At 66.7% G+C, this 21,029-nt stretch carries 18 protein-coding genes; 11 read left to right on the forward strand and 7 right to left on the reverse strand.

Annotated features, from left to right (window positions below):
* Window positions 1-239 precede the first annotated feature (239 nt).
* The gene (locus JQ573_RS22540) at window positions 240-1,160 is read right to left on the reverse strand and encodes a LysR family transcriptional regulator (RefSeq protein WP_212312487.1); all 921 of its coding nucleotides are present in this window, start codon (window positions 1,158-1,160) and stop codon (window positions 240-242) included.
* A gap of 120 nt (window positions 1,161-1,280) precedes the next feature.
* On the opposite strand from JQ573_RS22540, the gene JQ573_RS22545 reads away from it, so the two are divergent.
* A complete protein-coding gene (locus tag JQ573_RS22545; protein ID WP_212312495.1) occupies window positions 1,281-2,288 on the forward strand; it encodes an aldo/keto reductase in 1,008 nt (335 codons plus the stop codon).
* 3 nt (window positions 2,289-2,291) lie between these two features.
* Here the strand turns inward: JQ573_RS22545 and JQ573_RS22550 are convergent, their stop codons facing one another.
* Window positions 2,292-3,092: a molybdopterin-synthase adenylyltransferase MoeB gene (locus tag JQ573_RS22550; RefSeq protein ID WP_212312502.1), complete on the reverse strand. Its 801-nt coding sequence runs from the start codon at window positions 3,090-3,092 to the stop codon at window positions 2,292-2,294.
* 111 nt (window positions 3,093-3,203) lie between these two features.
* Here JQ573_RS22550 and JQ573_RS22555 point away from each other — a divergent pair, with 111 nt between their 5' ends.
* Window positions 3,204-4,577, forward strand: coding sequence for a serine protease (locus JQ573_RS22555; protein WP_212312504.1), 1,374 nt, complete (start codon window positions 3,204-3,206; stop codon window positions 4,575-4,577).
* A 212-nt stretch (window positions 4,578-4,789) separates the two neighbouring features.
* Here JQ573_RS22555 and ggt read toward each other — a convergent pair whose 3' ends face one another.
* The 3 genes from ggt to mutM all read right to left on the reverse strand — a co-directional run bounded on the left by ggt (window position 4,790) and on the right by mutM (window position 8,024).
* Window positions 4,790-6,469 (reverse strand): gamma-glutamyltransferase, encoded by a 1,680-nt coding sequence (ggt, locus tag JQ573_RS22560; RefSeq protein ID WP_212312963.1) that lies wholly within the window; start codon window positions 6,467-6,469, stop codon window positions 4,790-4,792.
* A gap of 108 nt (window positions 6,470-6,577) precedes the next feature.
* The gene (locus JQ573_RS22565; protein WP_212312506.1) at window positions 6,578-7,141 is read right to left on the reverse strand and encodes a GNAT family N-acetyltransferase; all 564 of its coding nucleotides are present in this window, start codon (window positions 7,139-7,141) and stop codon (window positions 6,578-6,580) included.
* A gap of 1 nt (window position 7,142) precedes the next feature.
* Window positions 7,143-8,024 (reverse strand): bifunctional DNA-formamidopyrimidine glycosylase/DNA-(apurinic or apyrimidinic site) lyase, encoded by an 882-nt coding sequence (mutM, locus tag JQ573_RS22570; RefSeq protein ID WP_212312508.1) that lies wholly within the window; start codon window positions 8,022-8,024, stop codon window positions 7,143-7,145.
* 139 nt (window positions 8,025-8,163) lie between these two features.
* On the opposite strand from mutM, the gene ubiE reads away from it, so the two are divergent.
* The 8 genes from ubiE to JQ573_RS22610 all read left to right on the forward strand — a co-directional run bounded on the left by ubiE (window position 8,164) and on the right by JQ573_RS22610 (window position 18,050).
* The gene (gene ubiE, locus JQ573_RS22575) at window positions 8,164-8,925 is read left to right on the forward strand and encodes a bifunctional demethylmenaquinone methyltransferase/2-methoxy-6-polyprenyl-1,4-benzoquinol methylase UbiE (RefSeq protein WP_212312511.1); all 762 of its coding nucleotides are present in this window, start codon (window positions 8,164-8,166) and stop codon (window positions 8,923-8,925) included.
* Entirely contained in the window at window positions 8,922-10,496 is a 1,575-nt protein-coding gene (gene ubiB, locus JQ573_RS22580) for a 2-polyprenylphenol 6-hydroxylase (protein ID WP_212312519.1), read from the forward strand. Before ubiE ends, ubiB begins: the two co-directional genes overlap by 4 nt.
* Before the next feature lie 64 nt (window positions 10,497-10,560).
* A complete protein-coding gene (coaBC, locus tag JQ573_RS22585) occupies window positions 10,561-11,985 on the forward strand; it encodes a bifunctional phosphopantothenoylcysteine decarboxylase/phosphopantothenate--cysteine ligase CoaBC (protein WP_212312521.1) in 1,425 nt (474 codons plus the stop codon).
* Window positions 11,982-12,440, forward strand: coding sequence for a dUTP diphosphatase (gene dut, locus JQ573_RS22590; protein WP_212312523.1), 459 nt, complete (start codon window positions 11,982-11,984; stop codon window positions 12,438-12,440). The genes coaBC and dut overlap by 4 nt, the downstream gene beginning before the upstream one ends.
* A 328-nt stretch (window positions 12,441-12,768) precedes the next feature.
* Window positions 12,769-15,279: a PAS domain-containing sensor histidine kinase gene (locus JQ573_RS22595; protein ID WP_212312525.1), complete on the forward strand. Its 2,511-nt coding sequence runs from the start codon at window positions 12,769-12,771 to the stop codon at window positions 15,277-15,279.
* Window positions 15,276-16,799 carry a tRNA (adenosine(37)-N6)-threonylcarbamoyltransferase complex ATPase subunit type 1 TsaE gene (tsaE, locus tag JQ573_RS22600; RefSeq protein WP_212312527.1) on the forward strand — a complete coding sequence of 508 codons (1,524 nt, stop codon included), beginning with the start codon at window positions 15,276-15,278 and terminating at the stop codon, window positions 16,797-16,799. The genes JQ573_RS22595 and tsaE overlap by 4 nt, the downstream gene beginning before the upstream one ends.
* Window positions 16,800-16,885: 86 nt before the next feature.
* On the forward strand, window positions 16,886-17,203 hold the full coding sequence (locus JQ573_RS22605) for a PilZ domain-containing protein (RefSeq protein WP_212312529.1): 318 nt from the start codon (window positions 16,886-16,888) through the stop codon (window positions 17,201-17,203).
* Window positions 17,204-17,327: 124 nt separating this feature from the next.
* Window positions 17,328-18,050 carry a nucleotidyltransferase family protein gene (locus JQ573_RS22610; protein WP_212312965.1) on the forward strand — a complete coding sequence of 241 codons (723 nt, stop codon included), beginning with the start codon at window positions 17,328-17,330 and terminating at the stop codon, window positions 18,048-18,050.
* 12 nt (window positions 18,051-18,062) lie between these two features.
* Here JQ573_RS22610 and JQ573_RS22615 read toward each other — a convergent pair whose 3' ends face one another.
* Window positions 18,063-19,076 (reverse strand): DUF2891 domain-containing protein, encoded by a 1,014-nt coding sequence (locus JQ573_RS22615; RefSeq protein WP_212312531.1) that lies wholly within the window; start codon window positions 19,074-19,076, stop codon window positions 18,063-18,065.
* Window positions 19,073-19,999 (reverse strand): hypothetical protein, encoded by a 927-nt coding sequence (locus tag JQ573_RS22620; RefSeq protein WP_249132095.1) that lies wholly within the window; start codon window positions 19,997-19,999, stop codon window positions 19,073-19,075. Before JQ573_RS22620 ends, JQ573_RS22615 begins: the two co-directional genes overlap by 4 nt.
* Between JQ573_RS22620 and JQ573_RS22625 the strand changes: the two genes are divergently transcribed.
* Window positions 19,947-21,008: a LysR family transcriptional regulator gene (locus tag JQ573_RS22625; protein ID WP_249132097.1), complete on the forward strand. Its 1,062-nt coding sequence runs from the start codon at window positions 19,947-19,949 to the stop codon at window positions 21,006-21,008. The genes JQ573_RS22620 and JQ573_RS22625 overlap by 53 nt on opposite strands.
* The last annotated feature ends 21 nt before the right edge of the window (window positions 21,009-21,029 follow it).

A 21,029-nucleotide genomic window follows, 5' to 3' on the forward strand; every position in this document is an offset into this window, starting at 1 on the left:
CTTCATCCGGGCTACGGGACGTGGATAGCCCTGCCGTCGCAGGGCTAGCCGCCAAAATATCGAAAACAACCCCATGCAAAGTAGCCGGCGCGGCCGACCAACATTCGGTGTCGTCCCTGCGAAGGCAGGGACCCATAACCACCGATGTTCATGGTTGCACCGAGCTGGAGCTCCAGCGTTCGTAATTGTAAGAGCTGTGGTTATGGGTCCCGGCTCAAGGCCGGGACGACGATGTGGGTCTAGCTCGGCTTCGTCTTCCGCCGCGCCTGCTTGCGCCAATCGGCAACGAACGACACGAACGCGGCGAGCGCCGGCGGCGGCTGACGGCGGCTCGGGTAGTACAAAAACGGCCCGTCAAACGGCGGACACCAGTCGTCGAGCACGCTGACCAGCGCGCCGGATTTGATGCCGTAGCGGACATAGCCCTCGAACGTCGCCCAGTAACCGACGCCGTCATGCACCGCGCGCAGCGCGAGGCCGAGATAGGTCGCGGTCAGCTTGGCCGGCGGCGAAATCTTCACCACGCGGCCGCTCTTCTCGAACTCCCAGTCGAACAACACGCCGTTGCTGAAGCGGCTGCGGATGCAGGCATGCGCCAGCAGATCCTTCGGATGCGTCGGCCGGCCATGCTTCGCGACATAGTCGCCTGACGCCACCACCGCGTAACGCTGCGGCGCGCCGAGTTGGACGGCAATCATGTCCTGCGCCAGGTGCTCGCCATAGCGCACGCCGGCGTCGAAGCCCTGCGCGACGACGTCAACGAACGCACTCTCGGCGACCACGTCGAGCTCGACTTGCGGATATCGGGCGAGGAACGGCGCGATCATCGGCGCCAGCACGAGATCGACCGCGGGCGGCGGCGCGTTGATGCGCAGGCGGCCCGACGGCTCGGTGCGCAGGCCGCGCACCTCGGTGATCGCGTCGGCAACGTTGACCATTGCCGGCGCGACACGGGCGAGCAGCAACTCGCCGGCCTCGGTCAATGCAACGCTGCGGGTGGTGCGGTTCATCAGGCGGACGCCGAGCCGCTCCTCCATGTCGCGCAGGCGCTGGCTGAGGCTCGAGACCGAGACGCGGCTCTCCAGCGCGGCACGCCGGAAGTTGCGCGTGCGCGCCACCGTCACGAAGGCATCGAGGTCGCGAAGGTCGAAATCCTGCATTGTTCGATATAGTGAACAACCCATTCGGGATTGTCCAGCTTATTCCAAAAACCGAACCGGCCCATATCAGCCGCGTCATTGGCGGCGGATCATCCGCTGCAACGTTTTGGGAACACCATCATGGACACACGCAAACTCGGTTCCACCGGCCCGGCGGTTTCGCTGATCGGCCTCGGCTGCATGGGCATGTCCGACTTCTACGGCCCGACCGACGGCGGCGAGAGCATCGCCACCATCCATGCCGCGCTCGAGGCCGGCATCACGCTGCTCGACACCGGCGACTTCTACGGCATGGGCCACAACGAGATGCTGATCGGCGAGGCGCTGAAGAGCCGCAGCCGCGACAATCTCGTGATCAGTGTCAAGTTCGGCGTGCTGCGCGATCGCAACTACGGCTTTCTCGGCTATGACTGCCGGCCCAATGCGCTGAAGAATTTCGTCGCCTATTCGCTGCAGCGGCTCGGCGTCGATCACATCGATATCTATCGCCCGGCGCGGCTCGATCCCAATGTGCCGATCGAGGACACTGTCGGCGCGATGGCGGACATGATCAAGGCCGGCTGGATCAGGCATATCGGCCTCTCCGAAGTGGGCTCCGACACCATTCGCCGCGCCCACAAGGTGCATCCGATCGCCGATCTGCAGATCGAGTATTCGCTGATCTCGCGTGGCATCGAGACCGACATCCTGAAGACCTGCCGCGAGCTTGGCATCGGCGTCACCGCCTATGGCGTGCTGGCACGCGGGCTGATCAGCGGGCACTGGTCGAAGAACCAGGCAGGCGAAAAAGATTTCCGCCTGATGAGCCCGCGCTTCCAGGCCGGCAACATCGACACCAACCTCGCTCTCGCCGATCGGCTGCGCGGCATCGCCGGCGAGATCGGCGCCTCCCCGGCCCAGGTCGCGATTGCCTGGGTCGCGGCGCAAGGCAAGGACATCGTGCCGCTGGTCGGCGCGCGGCGGCGCGAGCGGCTGACCGAGGCACTCGGCGCGCGCGATGTGAAACTGACCGCGGCGCATCTCGCCGCACTCGCCGAAGCGTTTCCGCCTGGCGCGGCCGCCGGCGGGCGCTATCCGGAGGAGCACCTGCGGCACATGGACAGCGAGAAGTCCGTGACTGCGTCCTGACCTCTACAGATGCCCGCTCAGATCGGTGATCCCTGGTGCATCACCGTTGAGCGGGTTCTGCGGATCGCGCGCGTAGCGCAAGGTTTCGAACCGCATCGCGCGCGCATCCACCATCAACAGACGGCCGACCAGGCCCTCGCCGAAGCCGACGATCTCGCGGATCGCCTCCAGCGCCATCATCGATCCCAGCACGCCGGCGAGCGCGCCCATCACGCCGGCCTCGGCGCAGGCCGGCACCGTGCCCGGCGGTGGCGCCTCCGGGAACAGGCAGCGATAGGTCGGGTTGAACACGCCGTCCGCATTCTTCTCATGCGCGCGGATCGTGGTCAGCGAACCGTCGAACTGGCCCAGCGCCGCCGTGATCAGCGGCCGCTTCGCGAGGAAGCAGGCATCGGCGACGAGGTATCGCGTTTCGAAATTGTCGGAGCCGTCGAGCACAAGATCGTAATTCGCAATCAGCGCCATCGCATTGTCGGCGGTGAGCCGCACTGGATGCGCCTCGAACGCCACATGCGGGTTGAGCGCACCAATCTGCGCCGCCGCGCTGTCGACCTTGCGCTGACCGATATCCGACGTCGTATGGATGATCTGGCGCTGCAAATTGGAGAGCGAGACGATGTCATCATCGATCACGCCGAGCCGGCCGACGCCGGCGGCGGCCAGATACATCAGCACCGGCGCGCCAAGACCGCCGGCGCCGATCACCAGTACCGACGCCTCTTTCAGCGCATTCTGACCGGGGCCGCCCACTTCGCGCAGCACGATGTGGCGGGCATAGCGTTCAAGTTCGTCGGCACTCAGCATCTTTATGTCCTGCGCGCTGTTCCCTGAACCGGAGCGCGGTTGTTGCCGACCAAGCAGATGTGCTTAATTGCGTGGACGTCAATGGTATCAGTCATTTCCCCCGGATTTGTCATGAGATTGGTGCTTTCGGCAACATCGATGGTCGCGGCCGTGATGGTCGCAGGTATGGGCGCCGCGCACGCCCAGTTGACGCCGCCGACGACGGCTGGGGCCAAGCCGAAGACCGTGACGACGGTGCCGGTCCGCCCCGCGCTGCAGAAGCCGGAGGACACCGCCAATGCGATGGCGCAGGCCGAGCGGCTGGCGCTGCAGTCTGACCTCGCCTGGGTCGGCGAATATAACGGCGCGATATCAGGCGACGTCAGCGAGCGCATGGTCAATGCGATCAAGGAATTCCAGAAGAACCGCGGCGGCAAGCCGACCGGGGTGCTGAATCCGCAGGAGCGCGGCGTGCTCGCCGACACTGCGCGGCGGAAGCAGGAGAGCGTCGGCTGGAGGGTCGTCACCGAGCCTGCCACCGGAGCGCGGCTCGGCATTCCCACCAAGCTGGTGCCACAGCTCACCAGCGACGCCTCCGGCGCCAAATGGACTTCGCCGACCGGTACCGTCCAGGTGCTGCTGACCCGGCGCAAGGAAGCGAGCCCGACCACCGCAAAGCTTGCCGAGCAGGAAAAGAAGGAGCCGGCCGGCCGCACCATCGACTACACCGTGGTGAAGCCGGATTTCTTCGTGCTGTCGGGCATGCAGGGACTGAAGAAGTTCTATCTGCGCGGCACCTTGAAGGGTGACGAGGTCCGCATCCTCACCATTCTCTATGATCAGGCGATGCAGACCACCGTCGAGCCGGTGGTGATCGCGATGTCGAGCGCCTTCAACGCATTTCCGTCCGGCGTGCAGGCCGGCCCGCCGCCGCGCAAGACCGTCGAATATGCCACCGGCGTCGTGGTCAGCGACGATGGTGCGGTCATCACCGACCGCGTCGCGACCGACGACTGCATCGCACTGACGATCCCGGGCTACGGCAATGCCGATCGGGTCGCGGCGGACAAGGAGCACGATCTCGCACTGCTGCGCATCTATGGCGCGCGCGGACTGAAGGCGCTCAACATCGCAGGCCAGGCGACGCAGACCGCGCTCGACATCACCGGCATCGCCGATCCGCAGAACCAGGGCGGCGGCGCGGCCGCGAGCAGCGTCAAGGCCTCGGTGGCGCAACTCGGCGGCGGCGATCAGGCGCTGTCACCGCCGCCCGCGATCGGATTCTCCGGCGCGGCGGCACTCGACGGCGGCGGCAAATTTGCCGGCATCGCGGTGCTGAAACCGGTCATCGTTGCAGGCCCAGCAAACGCGGCACCGCCGGCGCAGGCGGCTTTGGTGCCGGCCGACACGGTGCGCAGCTTCCTGAAAGCGCACGGCGTCAACGCGTCAGGCGAATCGGCTGACGCCAAGGCCGCCGTGGTCCGCGTGATCTGCGTCAGGAAGTAGAATGCGGTCGTCGCCCGCGCATGCGGGCGATCGGGTATTCCAGAGACTCCTGTGAATCAGCCACGACTCTTCCCATGCGTCGTCCTGGCGAAAGCCAGGACCCATAACCACCGCATTCAGCGATGGAAACGGATCGCGGCCCCCGGCGTCGCACAACAGTGAGATTTGGGGTAATGGGTCCTGGCTTTCGCCAGGACGACGTTGAGGCGGCGTCACCTTAGCGCAAACCGCACCCCGGCGCGGGCCAGGCCGCCGGCGATGCCGACCGGCGTGCCGTCGGCGCGCCAGCAGGCCGCGCCCGACATCGTCCCGTCAGCGTGGAACTGGATCGCGTTCATGCCGCCGGCAACCGTCGGCACCGCTTGCACCTTGTGGCCCTTCGCAGACAGCGCGGCGCGGATACTCTCCGGGACTGCCTGCTCGACCTCCAGGGCGTTGCCCTCGGTCCACACCCGTGGCGCCTCGACCGCCTCCTGCAGGTCCATGCCGTGGTCGATCAGGTTGATCAGCGCCTGCATCGCGCTCGGGAAGATGCGCTTCCCGCCTGGCAGGCCGAGCGCGTAAACCAGCCTGCCGTCGCGCAGCGCCATCATCGGCGACATCGAGGTGGTGACGCGCTTGCCCGCTGCGAGCGACAGCGCGTGTCCCGGCCGCGGATCGAACAGGTTCATGTAATTGTTCGGCACGGCGCCGAGGCCCGGGATCAGGATCTTGGCCCCGAACAGATTGTTGATGGTCTGGGTGGTCGCGACCACATTGCCCATCGCATCCGCCGAGGTCATGTGCGTGGTGTGCGCGCTCTCGAGCTGGCTGACGCCGGCGCCCCAGGCCTGCGCGCGGTCGGGATCGATCGCGCGGCGGCGCTCGTCGGCATAGGCCTTCGAGGTCAGCCGCTCCACCGGCACGTTGATATAGGCGGGATCGCCGCTCGCCGCCGCGCGATCGGCAAAGGCGATCTTCAGCACCTCGGCGAGATAATGGATCGTCTCGGTCGTGCCGAAGCCGAGGCGCGCGACGTCGTAGCCTTCGAGGATGTTGAGCATCTGCGTGATGTGCACGCCCGACGCTGCCGGCGGCGGGGGCCCGAGGATTTCCCAGCCGCGGTAGTCGCAGCGGATCGGCTGCCGCTCGACGGTCTTGTAGGTCGCGAGATCCTCCTGCGCGATGAAGCCGCCGTGCTTCTTCATGTAGTCGACCAGGATGTCGCCGAGCGGTCCCTGATAGAGCGCGTTGTCGCCGTGGTCGGCGATGTATTTCAGCGTCTCGGCATATTCGGCCTGCACCACACGCTCGCCCGGCTTCAGCGGGGTGCCGTTGGGCAGATAGATCGCCGAGATCGGCTTGTCCTTCAGCATCTCCTCGGCGCCGTCGGTGATGCATTCGTGTAAGTAGGGCGTCGCCGCATAGCCGCGCGCAGCATGCTTGATCGCGGGCTGCATCACGTCGGCCAAGCTCATGGTGCCGAAGCGGCGCAGGGTTTCGCACCAGGCCTTCAAGGAGCCCGGCACCGCGACCGCCTTCGGCCCGTTCAAATTCTCGTTGCCGACGGTGTCGAACACGTCATGCGCCGAGCCGGGCTTCGAGGTGTAGGTATCCGGCCGCACTGCCTTCGGCACCGTGCTCTGGCCGTCGATGAAGCGATGGCTGCCGTCCGCGAGGCGGATATGCGCCATGCCGCCGCCGATGATGCCGACCATCATCGGCTCGACCACGGTCAGCGTGAACAGGGTCGCAATCGCCGCATCGATCGCGTTGCCGCCGGCCGCCAGCATCTCGGCACCGGCGCTCGACGCCAGCGGATGATTGCTCACCACCATGCCGCGGCTGCTGGTGGCCGGCTGTTTCTCGCACTGAAAGCTTGTCGCGGCGCGATCGCGCCAGTTGCCGTTCATCGCCATTGTGTTCTCGTTGTTGATGGAGCGATGGGACCCATGTTCTGCGGCCTCGCATCCGCGGTCAAGCCGCCGCGAATTTCCCCACGGCGGCATTCGCAAACGGCGTCACGTCGCCGGGCGATCGCGCAGCCAGGTTTCGCGCGTGACCTTCCACTTCTCCGCTCGGGACTCGCCATTGTGGTGTGCAAGTTCGACGAAGCCGACGAATTCGGCTCCGGTCTTCTGCTTGACCCGGCGCGAGGCGACGTTGGACTGCGCGTTGCAGACGTGGAAGTGATCGAGGCCGAGCGTCAGGAAGGCGAAGTCATTCACCGCGGCGATCGCCTCGGTCATGAGGCCGCAATTCCAGTAAGGCTCGGCCAGCCAGAACCCGCGATTGCCTTTGCGGCCGTCGGCACGCGGCCGGAAATTGATGTTGCCGATCGCCTCGCCATCACCGGCGCGCAGCACCAGCACCCATTGATAGCTTTCCTCGCCGGCCGCGATCTTGTCCAACTCGCGCTTGATGAAACTTTCCGCGCCGTCGTCGGGATACGGCCACGGCACCACCGTGGCGAGCGTCTTGATCACGTTCCAATTGTTGAAGTGACGCTGGATCGCCGCGGCATCCGACAGCGCAAGCGGCCGCAGGATCAGGCGTCGCGTCTCGATGCGTGGCGTCTCGAACATGTTACTTCTGGCACTTCGGGCACCAGAACGTGGAGCGGCCGTTCTGGGTGAAGCGCCTGACGATGCCCGCGCAGCCCGACGTGCGGCATGTCTCGCCTTCGCGGTCGTAGACCTGGAAGGAATGCTGGAAGTAGCCGAGATCGCCGTTGGTCAATCGATGGTCGCTGATCGAGGAGCCGCCGGCCTTGATCGCCTGGTTGAGCACCGAATGAATCGCGTCGACCAGCCGTTTGGCGTGGTCGGTGGGCTCGGCCTTCTTGGTTGCAAGCGTCGCGGCCAATCGCCGCGGCGACAGATGCGAGCGAAACAGCGCCTCGCAGACATAGATGTTGCCAAGTCCTGCCACCACGCGCTGATCGAGCAGTGCGGCCTTCAGGCTGGTCTTCTTGTTGTGGCAGGAGCGCGCCAGCATCGCCGCGTCGAACTCATTGCCGAGCGGCTCGGGACCGAGCCCCTTCAACAGCGGTTCATCCTCGATCGCGTTGCGGGCAATGATCTTCATGTAGCCGAAGCGCCGCGGATCGTTGAAGACGACGGCCGCGCCGGACGACATGTGGAACACGACGTGATCATGCGCGCGATCCTCGCTGCGCGGATGATGGAATTGCCCCGGCGCCGCCGCGCCGTCCTGCTTCAGCACGCGGAACGAGCCCGACATGCCCAGATGCATCAGCAGCACGTCGCCGGAGTTCAGGTCCGCCATCAGATATTTGGCACGGCGGCCGAGCCCGGTGATGGTCTGGCCCTCGAGCCGGGCGATGAAGTCTTTCTGGAACGGAAACCGCAAATCCTTGCGGCGGGCCTCGGCCTTGAGGATTTTGGACCCTTCCATGGCCGGTTGCAGGCCGCGGCGGACGGTCTCGACTTCGGGTAATTCCGGCATAGGAGGCATTCACCTTTTGGAAGTGACGTGATAGCGCCATTGCGGCCGCCGCGCTATGGTCTGGCTGGAGCGTTTTCGAGCGAAGCGGGCACCGGTTCGCGTGAAGAAAACGCGACCAAAAAGGTAAGAGTTCTGAGTGATGGATCGGCCGGATCAAACCACCCATTTCGGCTTCAGGGACGTGCCCCTGGGCGAGAAGCAGACGCTGGTGAACGAGGTGTTTCACAGCGTGGCGTCCCGCTACGACCTGATGAACGATCTGATGTCGGTCGGCCTGCACCGGGCCTGGAAGGACGTCATGATCACGACGCTCGATCCGCCGAAGGGCGACCGGCCGTTCGCGCTGCTCGACGTCGCCGGCGGCACCGGTGACATCGCGTTCCGGGCGGCCAAGACCGCGGGCACCGGCTTTCATGCCACGGTCTGCGACATCAATACCGACATGCTCGCCATCGGCCGCGAACGCGCCGCCAAACAGCACCTCGATGACCGGGTGTCGTTCGTCGAGGGCAATGCCGAGGCACTGGGTTTCGCCGACCGCGCGTTCGACGCCTACACCATCGCGTTCGGCATCCGCAACGTGCCGCAGATCGACCTCGCGCTGCGCGAGGCCTACCGGGTGCTCAAGCCCGGCAGCCGCTTCCTGTGCCTGGAGTTCTCCACTGTCGATGTGCCCGGCCTCGACCGGATCTACGACCTGTTCTCCTTCAAGGTGATCCCGCCGCTCGGCCGCGTCGTCACCGGTGATGCCGAGTCCTATCAATATCTCGTCGAGTCGATCCGCAAATTCCCGCGGCCGAACGCGTTCGCCGACATGATCGGCGCCGCCGGCTTTGCGCGCGTGAAGTGGCAGAGCCTCTCCGGCGGCATCGTGGCGCTGCATTCGGGCTGGCGTTTGTGATCTCTGCACTGACCCACATCGCGCGCCTTGCCCGCGCCGGCTTCGTGTTTGCGCGCGAGGGCGTGTTCGGCGTCGTCGATCCCTCGCTGGTGCCGCCGCCCGGGCAGCTCGCGCTGAAGCTGGCGCGGCTGATCGAGCGCCGCTCCGCCAAGTCAGGTCCGCGGCTGTCGCGCGCGCTGACCCGGCTCGGGCCCGCCTATCTCAAGCTCGGGCAATTCCTCGCCACCCGGCCCGACGTCGTCGGCGTGGCGATGGCGCGCGATCTCGAAGCCCTGCAGGACCGGCTGCCGCCATTCGCGCAGGAAGAGGCCGAAGCGGTCCTCACGCAATCGCTGGAACGGCCGCTGTCGCAGGCCTTTGTGCATCTGGGTCCGGCGGTTGCCGCAGCCTCGATCGCGCAGGTGCACCGCGCCGAGGTCGAGCGCGACGGCGTCCGGCATCAGGTTGCGGTCAAGGTGCTCCGGCCCAACGTCGCGGCGCGCTTCCGCCGTGACCTCGGCGACTTCTTCTTTGTCGCGCACAAGGCCGAGACGCATTCCGCCGAGGCGCGACGTCTGCGGCTGATCGAGGTCATCAACACGATGTCGCGCTCGGTCGCGATGGAGATGGACCTGCGGCTCGAGGCGGCCGCGCTGTCCGAGATGGCCGAGAACATCCGCGACGATCCGGATTTCCGCGTGCCCGCGGTGGATTGGGATCGCACCGCCCACAGCGTGCTGACGATGGAGTGGATCGACGGCATCGCGCTGAACGACCACGCCCGGCTGGCGGAGGCCCAGGTCGACCTGCCCGATCTCGGCCGCAAGGTGATCCAGAGCTTCCTGCGCCACGCGCTGCGCGACGGCTTCTTCCATGCCGACATGCATCCGGGCAATCTGTTCCTCGACGAGGCCGGCCGGCTGGTCGCGGTCGATTTCGGCATCATGGGACGGCTCGGGCTGAAGGAGCGGCGCTTCCTTGCCGAGATCCTGCTCGGCTTCATCACCCGCGACTATCGCCGCGTCGCCGAGGTGCATTTCGAGGCCGGCTATGTGCCGAGCCATCATTCGGTGGAGAATTTCGCGCAGGCGATCCGCGCCATCGGCGAGCCGATCCACAACCGCACTGCCGAGGAAATCTCGATGGCGAAGCTGTTGACGCTTCTGCTCGAGGTCACCGGACTGTTCGACATGCAGACGCGGCCCGAACTGATCCTGCTGCAGAAGACCATGGTGGTGGTCGAGGGCGTCGCGCGCGGCTTCGATCCCAAGCTCGACATCTGGAAGGTCGCAGACCCGGTGGTGCGCGAATGGATCACGCACAATCTCGGTCCGGCCGGACGCATCCAGGGCGCGATATCGGGTGTGGGCGAGCTCGGCCGCGTCATCGCCAACCTGCCATCGATCGCCAGCCGCGCCGTGACGGTGCTCGAGCAGCTCGAGACCATGACGCGGGAGGGCCACATGCTGTCGTCGGACTCGATCGACGAAATGGCCCGCGCCGAGGCCCGCAAGGCGCGGGTGCAGACCGTCGGCCTCTGGGTCATTGCCGCCGCCCTGATCGCAATCTTTTTCGCCATTCGAGCCCACTGATTGCAATGCATGCACTATGTGATAGCATCGCTATCGTTCTTGAGCATGATGCTGGGGGCACGCCATGGCCAGCCTGACCATCCGCAAACTCGACGACACGCTGAAGGCCTATCTGCGGCTCCGCTCCGCCAAAAACGGGCGCTCGGTCGAGGAAGAGATCCGGGTGATCCTCCGGGAGCTCGCAGAGGGCGGTACGGCGCCCGCGGAGGCGCCCAGTCCGGGTTCCCTGACGGTTGCAGCCGCTGCTCCACGGGTCGCCAGCGTGGCCGGCGAGCCCCGCGTGACCCTGATCATCGGTGGCGGGATCGCGGCCTACAAGGCGCTGGATTTGATCCGGCGGCTCAAGGAGCGGCACATCCAGGTCCGCTGCGTGCTGACCAAGGCGGCGCAGCAGTTCGTCACGCCGCTCGCCGCCAGCGCCCTGTCGCATGAGCGGGTCTACACCGACCTGTTCGACGCCGAGAGCGAGTTCGACGCCGGCCATATCCGCCTGGCGCGGGACTGCGATCTGATCGTGGTGGCGCCGGCGACTGCCGACCTGATGGCCAAGATGGCGCAGGGCCATGCCGACGACCTCGCCACCGCCACGCTGCTTGCGGCCAACCGGCCGATCTTGCTGGCGCCGGCGATGAATCCGCTGATGTGGAACAATCCGGCGACCCGCCGCAACGTGCTGCAGCTGCGCCGCGACGGCGTCCACACCGTCGGTCCGAATGCAGGCGAGATGGCGGAAGCCGGTGAGGCCGGCGTCGGGCGGATGGCCGAGCCGACCGAGATCGCCGCCGCCGCCGACCGCATGCTGCGGCCGCCGCAGCCGCGCCCGCTCGCCGGCAAGCGCGTGCTGATCACCGCCGGCCCGACCCATGAGGCGATCGATCCGGTCCGCTACATCGCGAACCGCTCGTCCGGCAAGCAGGGCTTCGCCATTGCCGCCGCTGCGCGCGCCGCTGGCGCCGAGGTCGTGCTGGTGACCGGCCCGGTCGAGCTCGGCGATCCCCAGGGCATCTCCGTCATGCGGGTAGAGTCCGCGCGCGACATGCTGCACCGGGTCGAGGCCGCGCTGCCGGTCGACGTCGCGATCTTTGCCGCCGCGGTCGCCGACTGGCGGGTCGCAACCGAAGGCAGCCAGAAACTGAAAAAGACGGCGGCCGGGATGCCGCCGCTGCAGCTCGTCGAGAACCCCGACATCCTCGCGACGATCTCCAAGCTGAAGGAGAAGCGGCCGCCGCTGGTGATCGGCTTTGCCGCCGAGACCGAGCATCTGATCGAGAACGCCAAGGCGAAGTTCGCGCGCAAGGGCTGCGACTGGATCGTCGCCAACGACGTCTCGCCGGCGACCGGCGTGATGGGCGGCGATCGCAACACCGTTCACCTGCTCTCGCGCGAGGGCAAGGACGTCACCGTCGACTCCTGGCCGGTCATGACCAAGGAAGAAGTCGCGAGCGCGCTGGTGTCGCGCATCGCGAGAGCCGTAGGAACCGCATCGTGAGCGCCACCATCAAGGTTGAAGTCCACCAATTGCCGCATGGCGCAGATCTTCTGCTGCCGATCTACCAGACCGCCGACGCAGCGGGGCTCGACCTCCTGGCCGCGGTGCCGCGGTCGGCGCCGCTGCTGCTGCTGCCGGGCCGCTACGAGATGGTTCCGACCGGGCTGACGATCGCGCTGCCGCCGGGCTACGAGGCGCAGGTGCGGCCGCGTTCCGGCCTCGCCGTCAAATACGGCGTCACGGTGCTGAACTCGCCCGGCACGATCGACGCCGACTATCGCGGCGAGATCAATGTGCTCCTGATCAATCACGGCCAGGAGGTGTTTTCGATCCGGCGTGGCGAGCGCATCGCGCAAATGGTGATCGCGCCGGTCACCCGGGCCGAGCTGGTTCCGGTCGACGTGCTGTCGCCGACCGATCGCGGCAGCGGCGGCTTCGGCTCGACCGGACGCTAGAACGCGCTCGGAGAAGTGTGCGGCCGTCTCCGCAAGATCACGCTCCGGGCGCGCTCTCCGCGTGAATACGGAGTCAATTCGCGTAAAATCCGCATCAGCCGCCGCATTTTTTCACAGCGGATTCTGCGTTCACGGTCTGGACTCTTACTCGCCGAGTCCGGTTGGGACTATTCTGGATTGATTCGAGCGCGACGGGGGGGTCTTCGTCGGGCTGTTGGGTCCTGCTTGGGCATGATCCCCGGACAAACGTTATACGTTTGCCGTGGGGGAATACCGGTCTCCTGTTTTCCGGATCATGCCTTAAGGTTTGTGCGTTCTGGGGCAACATATGTCGGGCGTAGTCGCGGCAATGCGTCGAACCCTGCTGTCATGCACCTCACTGGCGCGCGACGGCATGCTTGGGCTCGCCATCACCGCATTGCTGCCGGCCCGCGCCTCGTTTGCCGCCGAGAGCCTGGTGACCCAGGCGCTGTCGGATCATTTCGGCTTCAATCATCAGGAGGTCGCGGTTCTCGCGACGTCGTTCGCGCTGGTCGGCTTCTCCGCCGTCGCCGCGATCCTCTTAATGCGCACCCGCCAGCGCGCGACGCGGAACGAGGAGCAGCTGCAGTCCGAGATCACGGACCTGCAGGCGCAATCGGACCGGCTGCGTGCCCTGTTGTTCGTCGAGCCGCAGGTCCTGATCTCCTGGGCCGCCGGCGACAACCGGCCGCAGATCTCGGGCGACGTCTCGCTGGTGATGTCGCAGGAAAGCGCGCCGCAACGCATCCTCGCCTTCGGAACCTGGCTGCCGCCCGAGCCGGCGCTGCAGATGGACCACGCGGTCGACGCGTTGCGCGAGAAGGGCGAGGCGTTCCTGCTCAACCTCTCGACCTCGGCCGGCCGCGCCATCGAGGCGATGGGCCGCGCGATCGGCGGCCAGGCCATCCTGCGTATCCGCGAACTCGGCGGCCTGCGCCGCGAGCTCGCCGAATCCAACCTGCGCTACAAGACGCTGCAGGAGGAGACCGAGCTGCTGCGCGATTTCGCTGCCGCCGCGCCATGGCCGATCTGGGCCAAGAGCCTCGAGGGCAATCTGCGCTATGCCAACGCGGCCTATGTCCGCGCCACCGAGGCCAAGAGCGTGTCGGATGCGCTGCAGCGCAACCTCGAACTGCTCGAAAGCGACCAGCGCACCGAGCTGACCCGCGCGCTGAACGACAACGCCAATTATGCCGCGCGGCTGCCGATCGTGGTCAGCGGCGAGCGGCGGATCTACGACGTGCAGGCGCTCAAGCTGTCCGGCGGCAGCGCCGGTATCGCGATCGACGCCAGCGAAGCCGCGGCGCTGCGCGCGGCGATCGCGCGGATGGTCGAAGCGCACCGGCGCACCCTCGATCAGCTATCCTCGGGCGTCGCGGTGTTCGATGCCGACCGGCGGCTCACCTTCTACAACGAGTCCTATCGGCGGCTGTGGGGCCTCGACCAGGCTTTCCTCGACAGCAATCCCGACGATTCCAGCGTCCTGGACCGGCTGCGCGCCAACCGCAAGCTGCCCGAGCAGCCGGACTTCCGCGCCTGGAAGGCCAAGCTGCACGAGGCCTATCGCGCGGTCGAATCCGAGACCTACACCTGGTTCCTGCCCGACGGCCGCGCCATCAGCGTCGTCACCACGCCGAACCTCGAGGGCGGCGTCACCTATCTGTTCGACAACGTCACCGAGAGCCTCGACCTCGCGCGCCGCTACGACCGCTTGACGCGGGTGCAGCGCGAGACCCTCGACAATCTCGGCGAGGCGGTCGCGGTGTTCGGCAGCAATGGCCGCGCCGAGCTGTTCAACCCGCCCTTCGCCAAGATGTGGAAGCTGCCGGCCGACGCGCTGCAGGGCGAGCCGCATATCGAGGCGGTGGAAGCGCTGTGCCGGCCGCTGTTCGACGACGCGCTGACCTGGCGGACGCTGCGCGAGCAGATCACCGCGATCGAGAACCGCGCCCAGGTCGCGCTCAAGCTGGAGCGCAAGGACGGCAGCGTGCTGAATTGCATGACCATCCCGCTGCCCGACGGCAAGACCTTGCTGGCCTTCCAGGACATCACCGACACCGAGAACGTCGAGCGGGCGCTGCGCGAGCGCAACGAGGCGCTGGAAGCCGCCGACCAGATGAAGGTGGATTTCGTCCACCACGTCTCCTACGAGCTGCGCGCGCCGCTCACCACCATCATCGGCTTCGCGCATTTCCTCAGCGATCCCTCGACCGGACCGCTGACGCCGAAGCAGGCCGAATATCTCGACTACGTCACCAAATCGACCAACGCGCTGCTGGCGCTGACCAACAACATTCTCGATCTCGCCACCATCGACGCCGGCGCGATGAAGCTCGAGCTCGGCCCGGTCAATATCGGCCAGGCGATCGAGGCCGCCGCCGAAGGCATCCAGGACCGCCTTGCAACCGACCGCATCACGCTGAAGGTCGATATCGAGCCCAACATCGGCGCCTTCGTCGGCGACGAGCGGCGCGTGGTGCAGGTGCTCTACAATCTGCTCGCCAACGCGGTCGGCTTCTCACCGCATGACGCCACCGTCGCGATCAGCGCGCACCGCACCGAGCACAGCGTGGTGTTTTCGGTGACCGACGCCGGTCCCGGCATTCCGGCCGAGATGCGCGACAAGGTGTTCAACTGGTTCGAGAGCCATTCCCACGGCTCGCGGCATCGCGGCGCCGGGCTCGGCCTGTCGCTGGTCCGCTCCTTTGTCGAACTGCATGGCGGACGGGTGCGCGTCGATTCGACCGTAGGCCGCGGCACGACCGTGACCTGCGACTTCCCGATCGACCAGACCGCACATCGCAACGCCGCGGAATGACGGCGACCTCGACATTCTCGGTGGCGCTCGCGAACGAAACCGCGACGGCCGAGCTGATGGCCGACCTCGCGCTCCTGATCGGCGCCGGCGACGTCATCACGCTGTCGGGTGACCTCGGCGCCGGCAAGACCGCGGCCGCCCGCGCGCTGATCCGCTATCTCGCCACGGACGAGACGCTGGAAGTGCCGAGCCCGACGTTCACGCTGGCGCAGACTTACGAACTGCCGTCGTTTCCGCTGGTTCATGCCGACCTCTACCGCATCAACGATGCCAGCGAGCTCGAGGAGATCGGGCTGTCGCCATTGCCCGACGACATCGTGGCGCTGATCGAGTGGCCGGAACGCGCGCCGGACGCCATGCCCTCCGACCGCATCGACATCGCGTTCAGCCACCGCCCGGCGCTCGGGTCGGCTGCACGCGCCGCCGAGATCACCGGCCATGGCAAAGGCGCGGCGAAGGTTGCGCGGCTCAACGAGCTGCGCCAGTTCCTCGAGCACGGCGGCTTCCTCAACGCCCGCCGCGAGCGCATGCCGGGCGATGCTTCGACGCGCTCCTATGCGCGGCTGCGCAACGACGACGGCAGCGTCATCCTGATGAACTCGCCGCGCCGTCCCGACGGCCCGGCGATCTACAACGGCCGGTCCTACAGCGCAGCGGTGCATCTCGCCGAAGACGTCAGGCCGTTCGTCGCCATCGGAAACGGCCTGCGCAAGCACGGCTTCTCCGCACCGGCGATCCGCCACATCGATCTCGAATCCGGCTTCCTGATCACCGAGGATCTCGGCGCCGAAGGCGTGATCGAGGGCGACCCGCCGCAGCCGATCGCCGAGCGTTACGAGGCCGCCGTCGACATGCTGGCGGCGCTGCATCGCGAGGCGCTGCCCGATACGCTGCCGGTGACACCAGACGAGAGCTACGACATCCCGGTGTTCGATATCGACGCCTGGCTGATCGAGATCGGGCTGATGCTGGAATGGTACCTGCCCGACCGCGGCGTGCAGCCGGACGAGGAGCTCCGCAGCGACTTCCTCGGGATGTGGCGCGGCCTTCTGCAGAAACCCGCCGCGGCGCCGCAGACCTGGGTGATCCGCGATTTCCATTCGCCGAACATCATCTGGCTTGCCGAGCGCACCGGCATCCTGCGCGTCGGCATCATCGACTTCCAGGACGCACTGCTCGGCCCTGCGGCCTATGACGTGGTGTCGCTGCTGCAGGATGCGCGGATCGACGTGCCCGAGCAGCTCGAACTGTCGCTCCTGACCCGCTACATCAAGGCGCGGCGCGCCACCGACGAGAGCTTCGATCCCGCAGGCTTCGCCGAGCTCTATGCGATCATGTCGGCGCAGCGCAACACCCGCCTGCTCGGCACCTTTGCGCGGCTCAACCGCCGCGACGGCAAGCCGCAATATCTGAAGCACCAGCCGCGGATCTGGACCTACCTCGAGCGGTCGCTGGCCCATCCGGCACTGGCCACCTTCCGCATCTGGTACACAGCGAACGTCCCTCCCCCAGTACCGTAGTTTACGGGTTATTAGCCTTGGGTCTCCTAAGGTCGCGGAGGCCGCATATCATCCAGGGCGCGGCCGATCGGGAGCGGGACCACACAATGGGGACGGAACGACGCAAGGGCGATCGTGTCACGTTTGAGCGCGGCATAGCGGCGCACATGATGGGCATCGACGGCACCTGGCGGCGCGACTGCACCATGGAAGACGTGTCGGAGACGGGTGCCAAGCTCTCCGTCGACGGCTCGGTCGAGGGCCTGAACCTGAAGGAGTTCTTTCTGTTGCTGTCGTCAACAGGATTGGCTTATCGCCGCTGCGAACTGGCGTGGGTCAATGGCGACCAGATCGGCGTCAACTTCCTCAAACAAGGCGACAAGAAGAAGACTGCCCGACGCGGCGCGCAGGCTGCCGACGTCTAGGCTATCGTCGCCATTGCCGTCTTACGGCCGTCATGTCCTGTGACTATGGCGTCTGATCGATGCGCTTGCCGAATCGCCGTGATATGATCGGCACCGAGAGATGATGACCGAGAACATCAGGAAAATGCCCGTCACTCCCCATAAGGCTATGGTGCTCGCTGCGGGCCTCGGCGTGCGCATGCGCCCCCTGACCGACACGATGCCGAAGCCGCTGGTGAGCGTCGCCGGTCAACCGCTGCTCGACCATGTGCTCGACAAGCTCGCCGGCGCCGGTGTCAGCGAAGCGGTCGTGAACGTGCATTATCTGCCCGACCAGATCATCGAGCACGTCAAGACCCGCAGCAGGCCGCGCGTGATCATCTCGGACGAGCGCGACCAGGTGCTCGGCACCGGCGGCGCGGTGGTGAAGGCGCTGCCGCTGCTCGGCGATGCGCCGTTCTTCCATCTCAATGCCGACACGATGTGGATCGACGGCGTGCGCTCCAATCTGGCGCGGCTGGCGGAGACCTTCGATCCCGCGCGGATGGATATTCTGCTGCTGATGGCGCCGACCGCCTCGAGCATCGGCTATAGCGGCCGCGGCGACTATTCGATGTTGCCGGACGGCGCGCTGCGCAAGCGGCGGGAGAACCAGGTGGTGCCGTTCGTCTATGCCGGCGCCGCGATCATATCGCCTGCGCTGTTCGCCGACGCCCCCGCCGGTGAATTCTCGCTGACCAAGATGTTCGACCGCGCCAACGAGCAGGAGCGGCTGTTCGGCCTGCGCCTCGACGGCGTCTGGATGCATGTCGGGACACCCGACGCGATCCTGGCCGCGGAAGAAGCTTTCCTGGAAAGCGTCGCGTAAGCGACCACCCCCTCAGCCTTCGCTGTCGATGGCGAGCACCGCAAAACTCGCGAGCCAGTGTTCGCCCATATAGTCGCTGGCGATATGCGGCAGGCCGGCGTCGAGATGGCCTCGCGCCGTATCCTGCAGGATCGGGCGCCGCGCATCGCCCTCCGGCAATGCGCCGGCCAGCGCGCGCCAGCACCATGCCCGGCTGAGATTGAGCCCGTCGAGATGCGCAAGCTTGCCGTCCGACCGATCGGTGACCGCTGCCGGCCGGAACAGGGTTGCGGGTTCGCGTTGCGCGAGCTGAGGCAGGAAGCGGTCGAACCAGGGTAGGAAGTCGCCGGGCGCCAGCAGCCGACGCATGCATTCGGCTTCGATCAGCGCCGACGACTGGAAATCATCGCCGCTGGGCTCACCCCAGGCGGGGCAATCGTGATCGGCTCCGTACCAACGCAGCGCCGTCTCGCGGAACAGCGCACTGAGCGCATCGTCCTGCGTCACTGCGGCGTAGTCGGCGGCCATGCGCAACCCGAACGCAGTGTTGAAGTGCGTGCCGACCCGCACCGGATAGGTGGCGAGCGGCAGGAAATCGCGGAAGCGCTGCGCGAAGATTGCGGCAAGCGGCGTGATTTGCTCGCGCCACTGCGTTTCATCGAGCAGCGCGAGCTCTGCCGCAAGCTTCAAGAGCCAGCCCCAACCGTAAGGCCGCTTGAACCCGCGCGCGGTCGGGGCTGCGAGATAGGCGCATTCGGCCGCGATCTTCTCCGTGACGAACTGCGCGTCGAACAAGGCGCGGATCTCGTCCGCCGCTTCGGACGCCGGATAGCGGCGCAGCAGCCGGGCGAGCATCCAGTAGCTATGGACGCAGGAGTGCCAATCGTAGCTGCCGAAGAACACCGGATGCAGCTCGCGCGGCGTGCGTGCATCCTGCGGACCCGCCAGCACATGATCCGGCTTGTTCGGATATTCGCGTGTGACATGGCCGAGCGCGATGCGGGCAAAACGGACGGCGAGGTCTTCGGTCAGGGTCGTCGCGCTCATGATGGGGCTTTCTCCTTGCGCTCGCGCCGAACCAGCATCTCGATCAGGCGCGGCATCATATAGATCGGAAACTGTGTGGCGGCGAAGAACAGCGCCGTCATCGGCGACACCGCCGCGCCCATTGCCGACCAGACCAGTCCGACGTTGCGGTTGCTCAGAATGAGGCCCGTGGTCAATCGCTCGGCCAGCGGACCCGGCGTCAGCAGCGCGCCAAGCGCTTGCAGCGCGAGATTACAGGCGAAGGCAAGGCCCACCAAAGTCAGCGCGGTGGCCGGCTGTGCTTGGATTTGTGCACACACCCCGGCCATGGTGGCGGTCGCGAACACGAGCAGCGAGGCGAGCACGAGCCCATCGACGATGCGCGAATGCCGCGCCAATTGTGCAGCGGCCTGACGGCGAAGCAGCAATGCCAGCGCGCCGGCGCCGACAACCAGCAGCGCGAGCCGCGCGGCGAGCGCCAGCGGATCGAGCGCGAGACCGGCAAACCCCGCCGCGATCAGCGGAACCGTGATCGGAGCCAGCGCCATCGACAGCAGCGTCACGGCGAGCGGAATGGCCGCGTCGAATCCGAGCATGCGCGCGACCGCCGCCGTGCCGGTCGATGGCGGCGCGCACACCGACAGCACCAGCGCAACGATCAGCTCCGGCCGAAATCCGGCGCCGCGCGCCGCGAAGCCGACCGCAAGCGGACAGGCCAGCATCGCCAGCGCCGGCAACAGCAGCGAAACCAGCGGACGCCCCAGCGCGCGCCGGAACGCCGCGCCGTCGACCTGGAGAAAGGTACCGAGAACCAGAACGAAGATCGCCGCCGCCATCAGCGGGCGTGCGCCGTCCGCGAGGGGCGGGAAAGCCAGCCCGGCCAGCACGCCGATGACCAGCAAGGTCGGCCCGCGCGGCATCAGCTTCGCGAATGATCGTCCCAAGTCTTTTCGCCTCGTGGTCGTGTCGGTCGCGACCGTAGGCGCACGCAAATCATTGTTGAAATCGATTGTTCTTATAAGCATTATTGTTATGATGAATTTAGCTGCCGTCGATCTCAACCTGCTGGTCGCCTTCGAGGCGCTGATCGAGGAGCGCCACGTCACCCGTGCGGCCGAGCGCATTGGCCTCGCCCAGCCCTCGATGAGCAGCGCTCTACGAAGGCTGCGCGCGCTGTTTGCGGACGAACTGTTCCTGCGCGCCGGCGCCGGCATGCAGCCGACCGAAAAGGCACTGGCACTGGCCGGGCCGATCGGAGAGGCGTTGCGGCAAATCAGGGGTGCGCTGGCGCCCGATCGGGGCTTCGATCCGGCCACCGCGCGAAGGCGCTTCACCATCGCGGCGACCGACTACGGCGACCTCGTTCTGGTGCCGGAACTGAGCCGCTTGTTGCGCTTGGAGGCCCCGGGCATCGACCTTGCCGTGCGCCCGCTGACTGACACGACGGCGGCCCTGGTCAAGCTCGAGCGCGCCGAACTCGATGCGCTGATCGGCGGCCATCTGCCGGGCTCGCCACGCTGTGTCCGGCACCGGCTGTTCGAGGAACGCTTCGTCTGCATCCGTGATGGCACGCGCGCAAGCCGATCAGAGGCGCTCAGCCTGGAAGATTACGAAACCCTGCCGCACGCGCTGTTCTCCGCGGCCGGCGGCGATGGGCTGCCGAGCGTGATCGACGCGCTGCTGGCGCGCCATCGGCTGAAGCGACGGGTGGCCGTGACGCTTGCCCATGTGGTGGCCGTTCCTTTCGCCGTGGCCGGCACCGATCTGATCGCCACGATGGCCGAGCGCGTCGCCCGCCGCTTCACGCATCTCGCCGAGATCGCCGTCGTGATGCCGCCGATCGACATCCCTGCCTTCGCGATCGATCTGATCCATACAGTCCGCGCGGCTGAGGATCCGGCGCTGCGCTGGTTCCTGGATGCCGTCGATCGCTGCGCCGCCCGGCTGCGATAATCAGCGGTGATGGCTGACCCG

It is taken from the genome of Bradyrhizobium sp. AUGA SZCCT0105 (assembly GCF_018129565.1).
In the GTDB taxonomy this organism is placed as follows: domain Bacteria; phylum Pseudomonadota; class Alphaproteobacteria; order Rhizobiales; family Xanthobacteraceae; genus Bradyrhizobium.

Excerpts from the sequence above, each read along its gene's own strand:
- JQ573_RS22540 (WP_212312487.1), bottom strand. The coding sequence starts at position 1,160 with ATGCAGGATTTCGACCTTCGCGACCTCGATGCCTTCGTGACGGTGGCG.
- JQ573_RS22545 (WP_212312495.1), top strand. The coding sequence starts at position 1,281 with ATGGACACACGCAAACTCGGTTCCACCGGCCCGGCGGTTTCGCTGATC.
- JQ573_RS22550 (WP_212312502.1), bottom strand. The coding sequence starts at position 3,092 with ATGCTGAGTGCCGACGAACTTGAACGCTATGCCCGCCACATCGTGCTG.
- JQ573_RS22555 (WP_212312504.1), top strand. The coding sequence starts at position 3,204 with ATGAGATTGGTGCTTTCGGCAACATCGATGGTCGCGGCCGTGATGGTC.
- ggt (WP_212312963.1), bottom strand. The coding sequence starts at position 6,469 with ATGAACGGCAACTGGCGCGATCGCGCCGCGACAAGCTTTCAGTGCGAG.
- JQ573_RS22565 (WP_212312506.1), bottom strand. The coding sequence starts at position 7,141 with ATGTTCGAGACGCCACGCATCGAGACGCGACGCCTGATCCTGCGGCCG.
- mutM (WP_212312508.1), bottom strand. The coding sequence starts at position 8,024 with ATGCCGGAATTACCCGAAGTCGAGACCGTCCGCCGCGGCCTGCAACCG.
- ubiE (WP_212312511.1), top strand. The coding sequence starts at position 8,164 with ATGGATCGGCCGGATCAAACCACCCATTTCGGCTTCAGGGACGTGCCC.
- coaBC (WP_212312521.1), top strand. The coding sequence starts at position 10,561 with ATGGCCAGCCTGACCATCCGCAAACTCGACGACACGCTGAAGGCCTAT.
- JQ573_RS22595 (WP_212312525.1), top strand. The coding sequence starts at position 12,769 with ATGTCGGGCGTAGTCGCGGCAATGCGTCGAACCCTGCTGTCATGCACC.
- tsaE (WP_212312527.1), top strand. The coding sequence starts at position 15,276 with ATGACGGCGACCTCGACATTCTCGGTGGCGCTCGCGAACGAAACCGCG.
- JQ573_RS22605 (WP_212312529.1), top strand. The coding sequence starts at position 16,886 with ATGGGGACGGAACGACGCAAGGGCGATCGTGTCACGTTTGAGCGCGGC.
- JQ573_RS22610 (WP_212312965.1), top strand. The coding sequence starts at position 17,328 with ATGCCCGTCACTCCCCATAAGGCTATGGTGCTCGCTGCGGGCCTCGGC.
- JQ573_RS22615 (WP_212312531.1), bottom strand. The coding sequence starts at position 19,076 with ATGAGCGCGACGACCCTGACCGAAGACCTCGCCGTCCGTTTTGCCCGC.
- JQ573_RS22625 (WP_249132097.1), top strand. The coding sequence starts at position 19,947 with ATGACCAGCAAGGTCGGCCCGCGCGGCATCAGCTTCGCGAATGATCGT.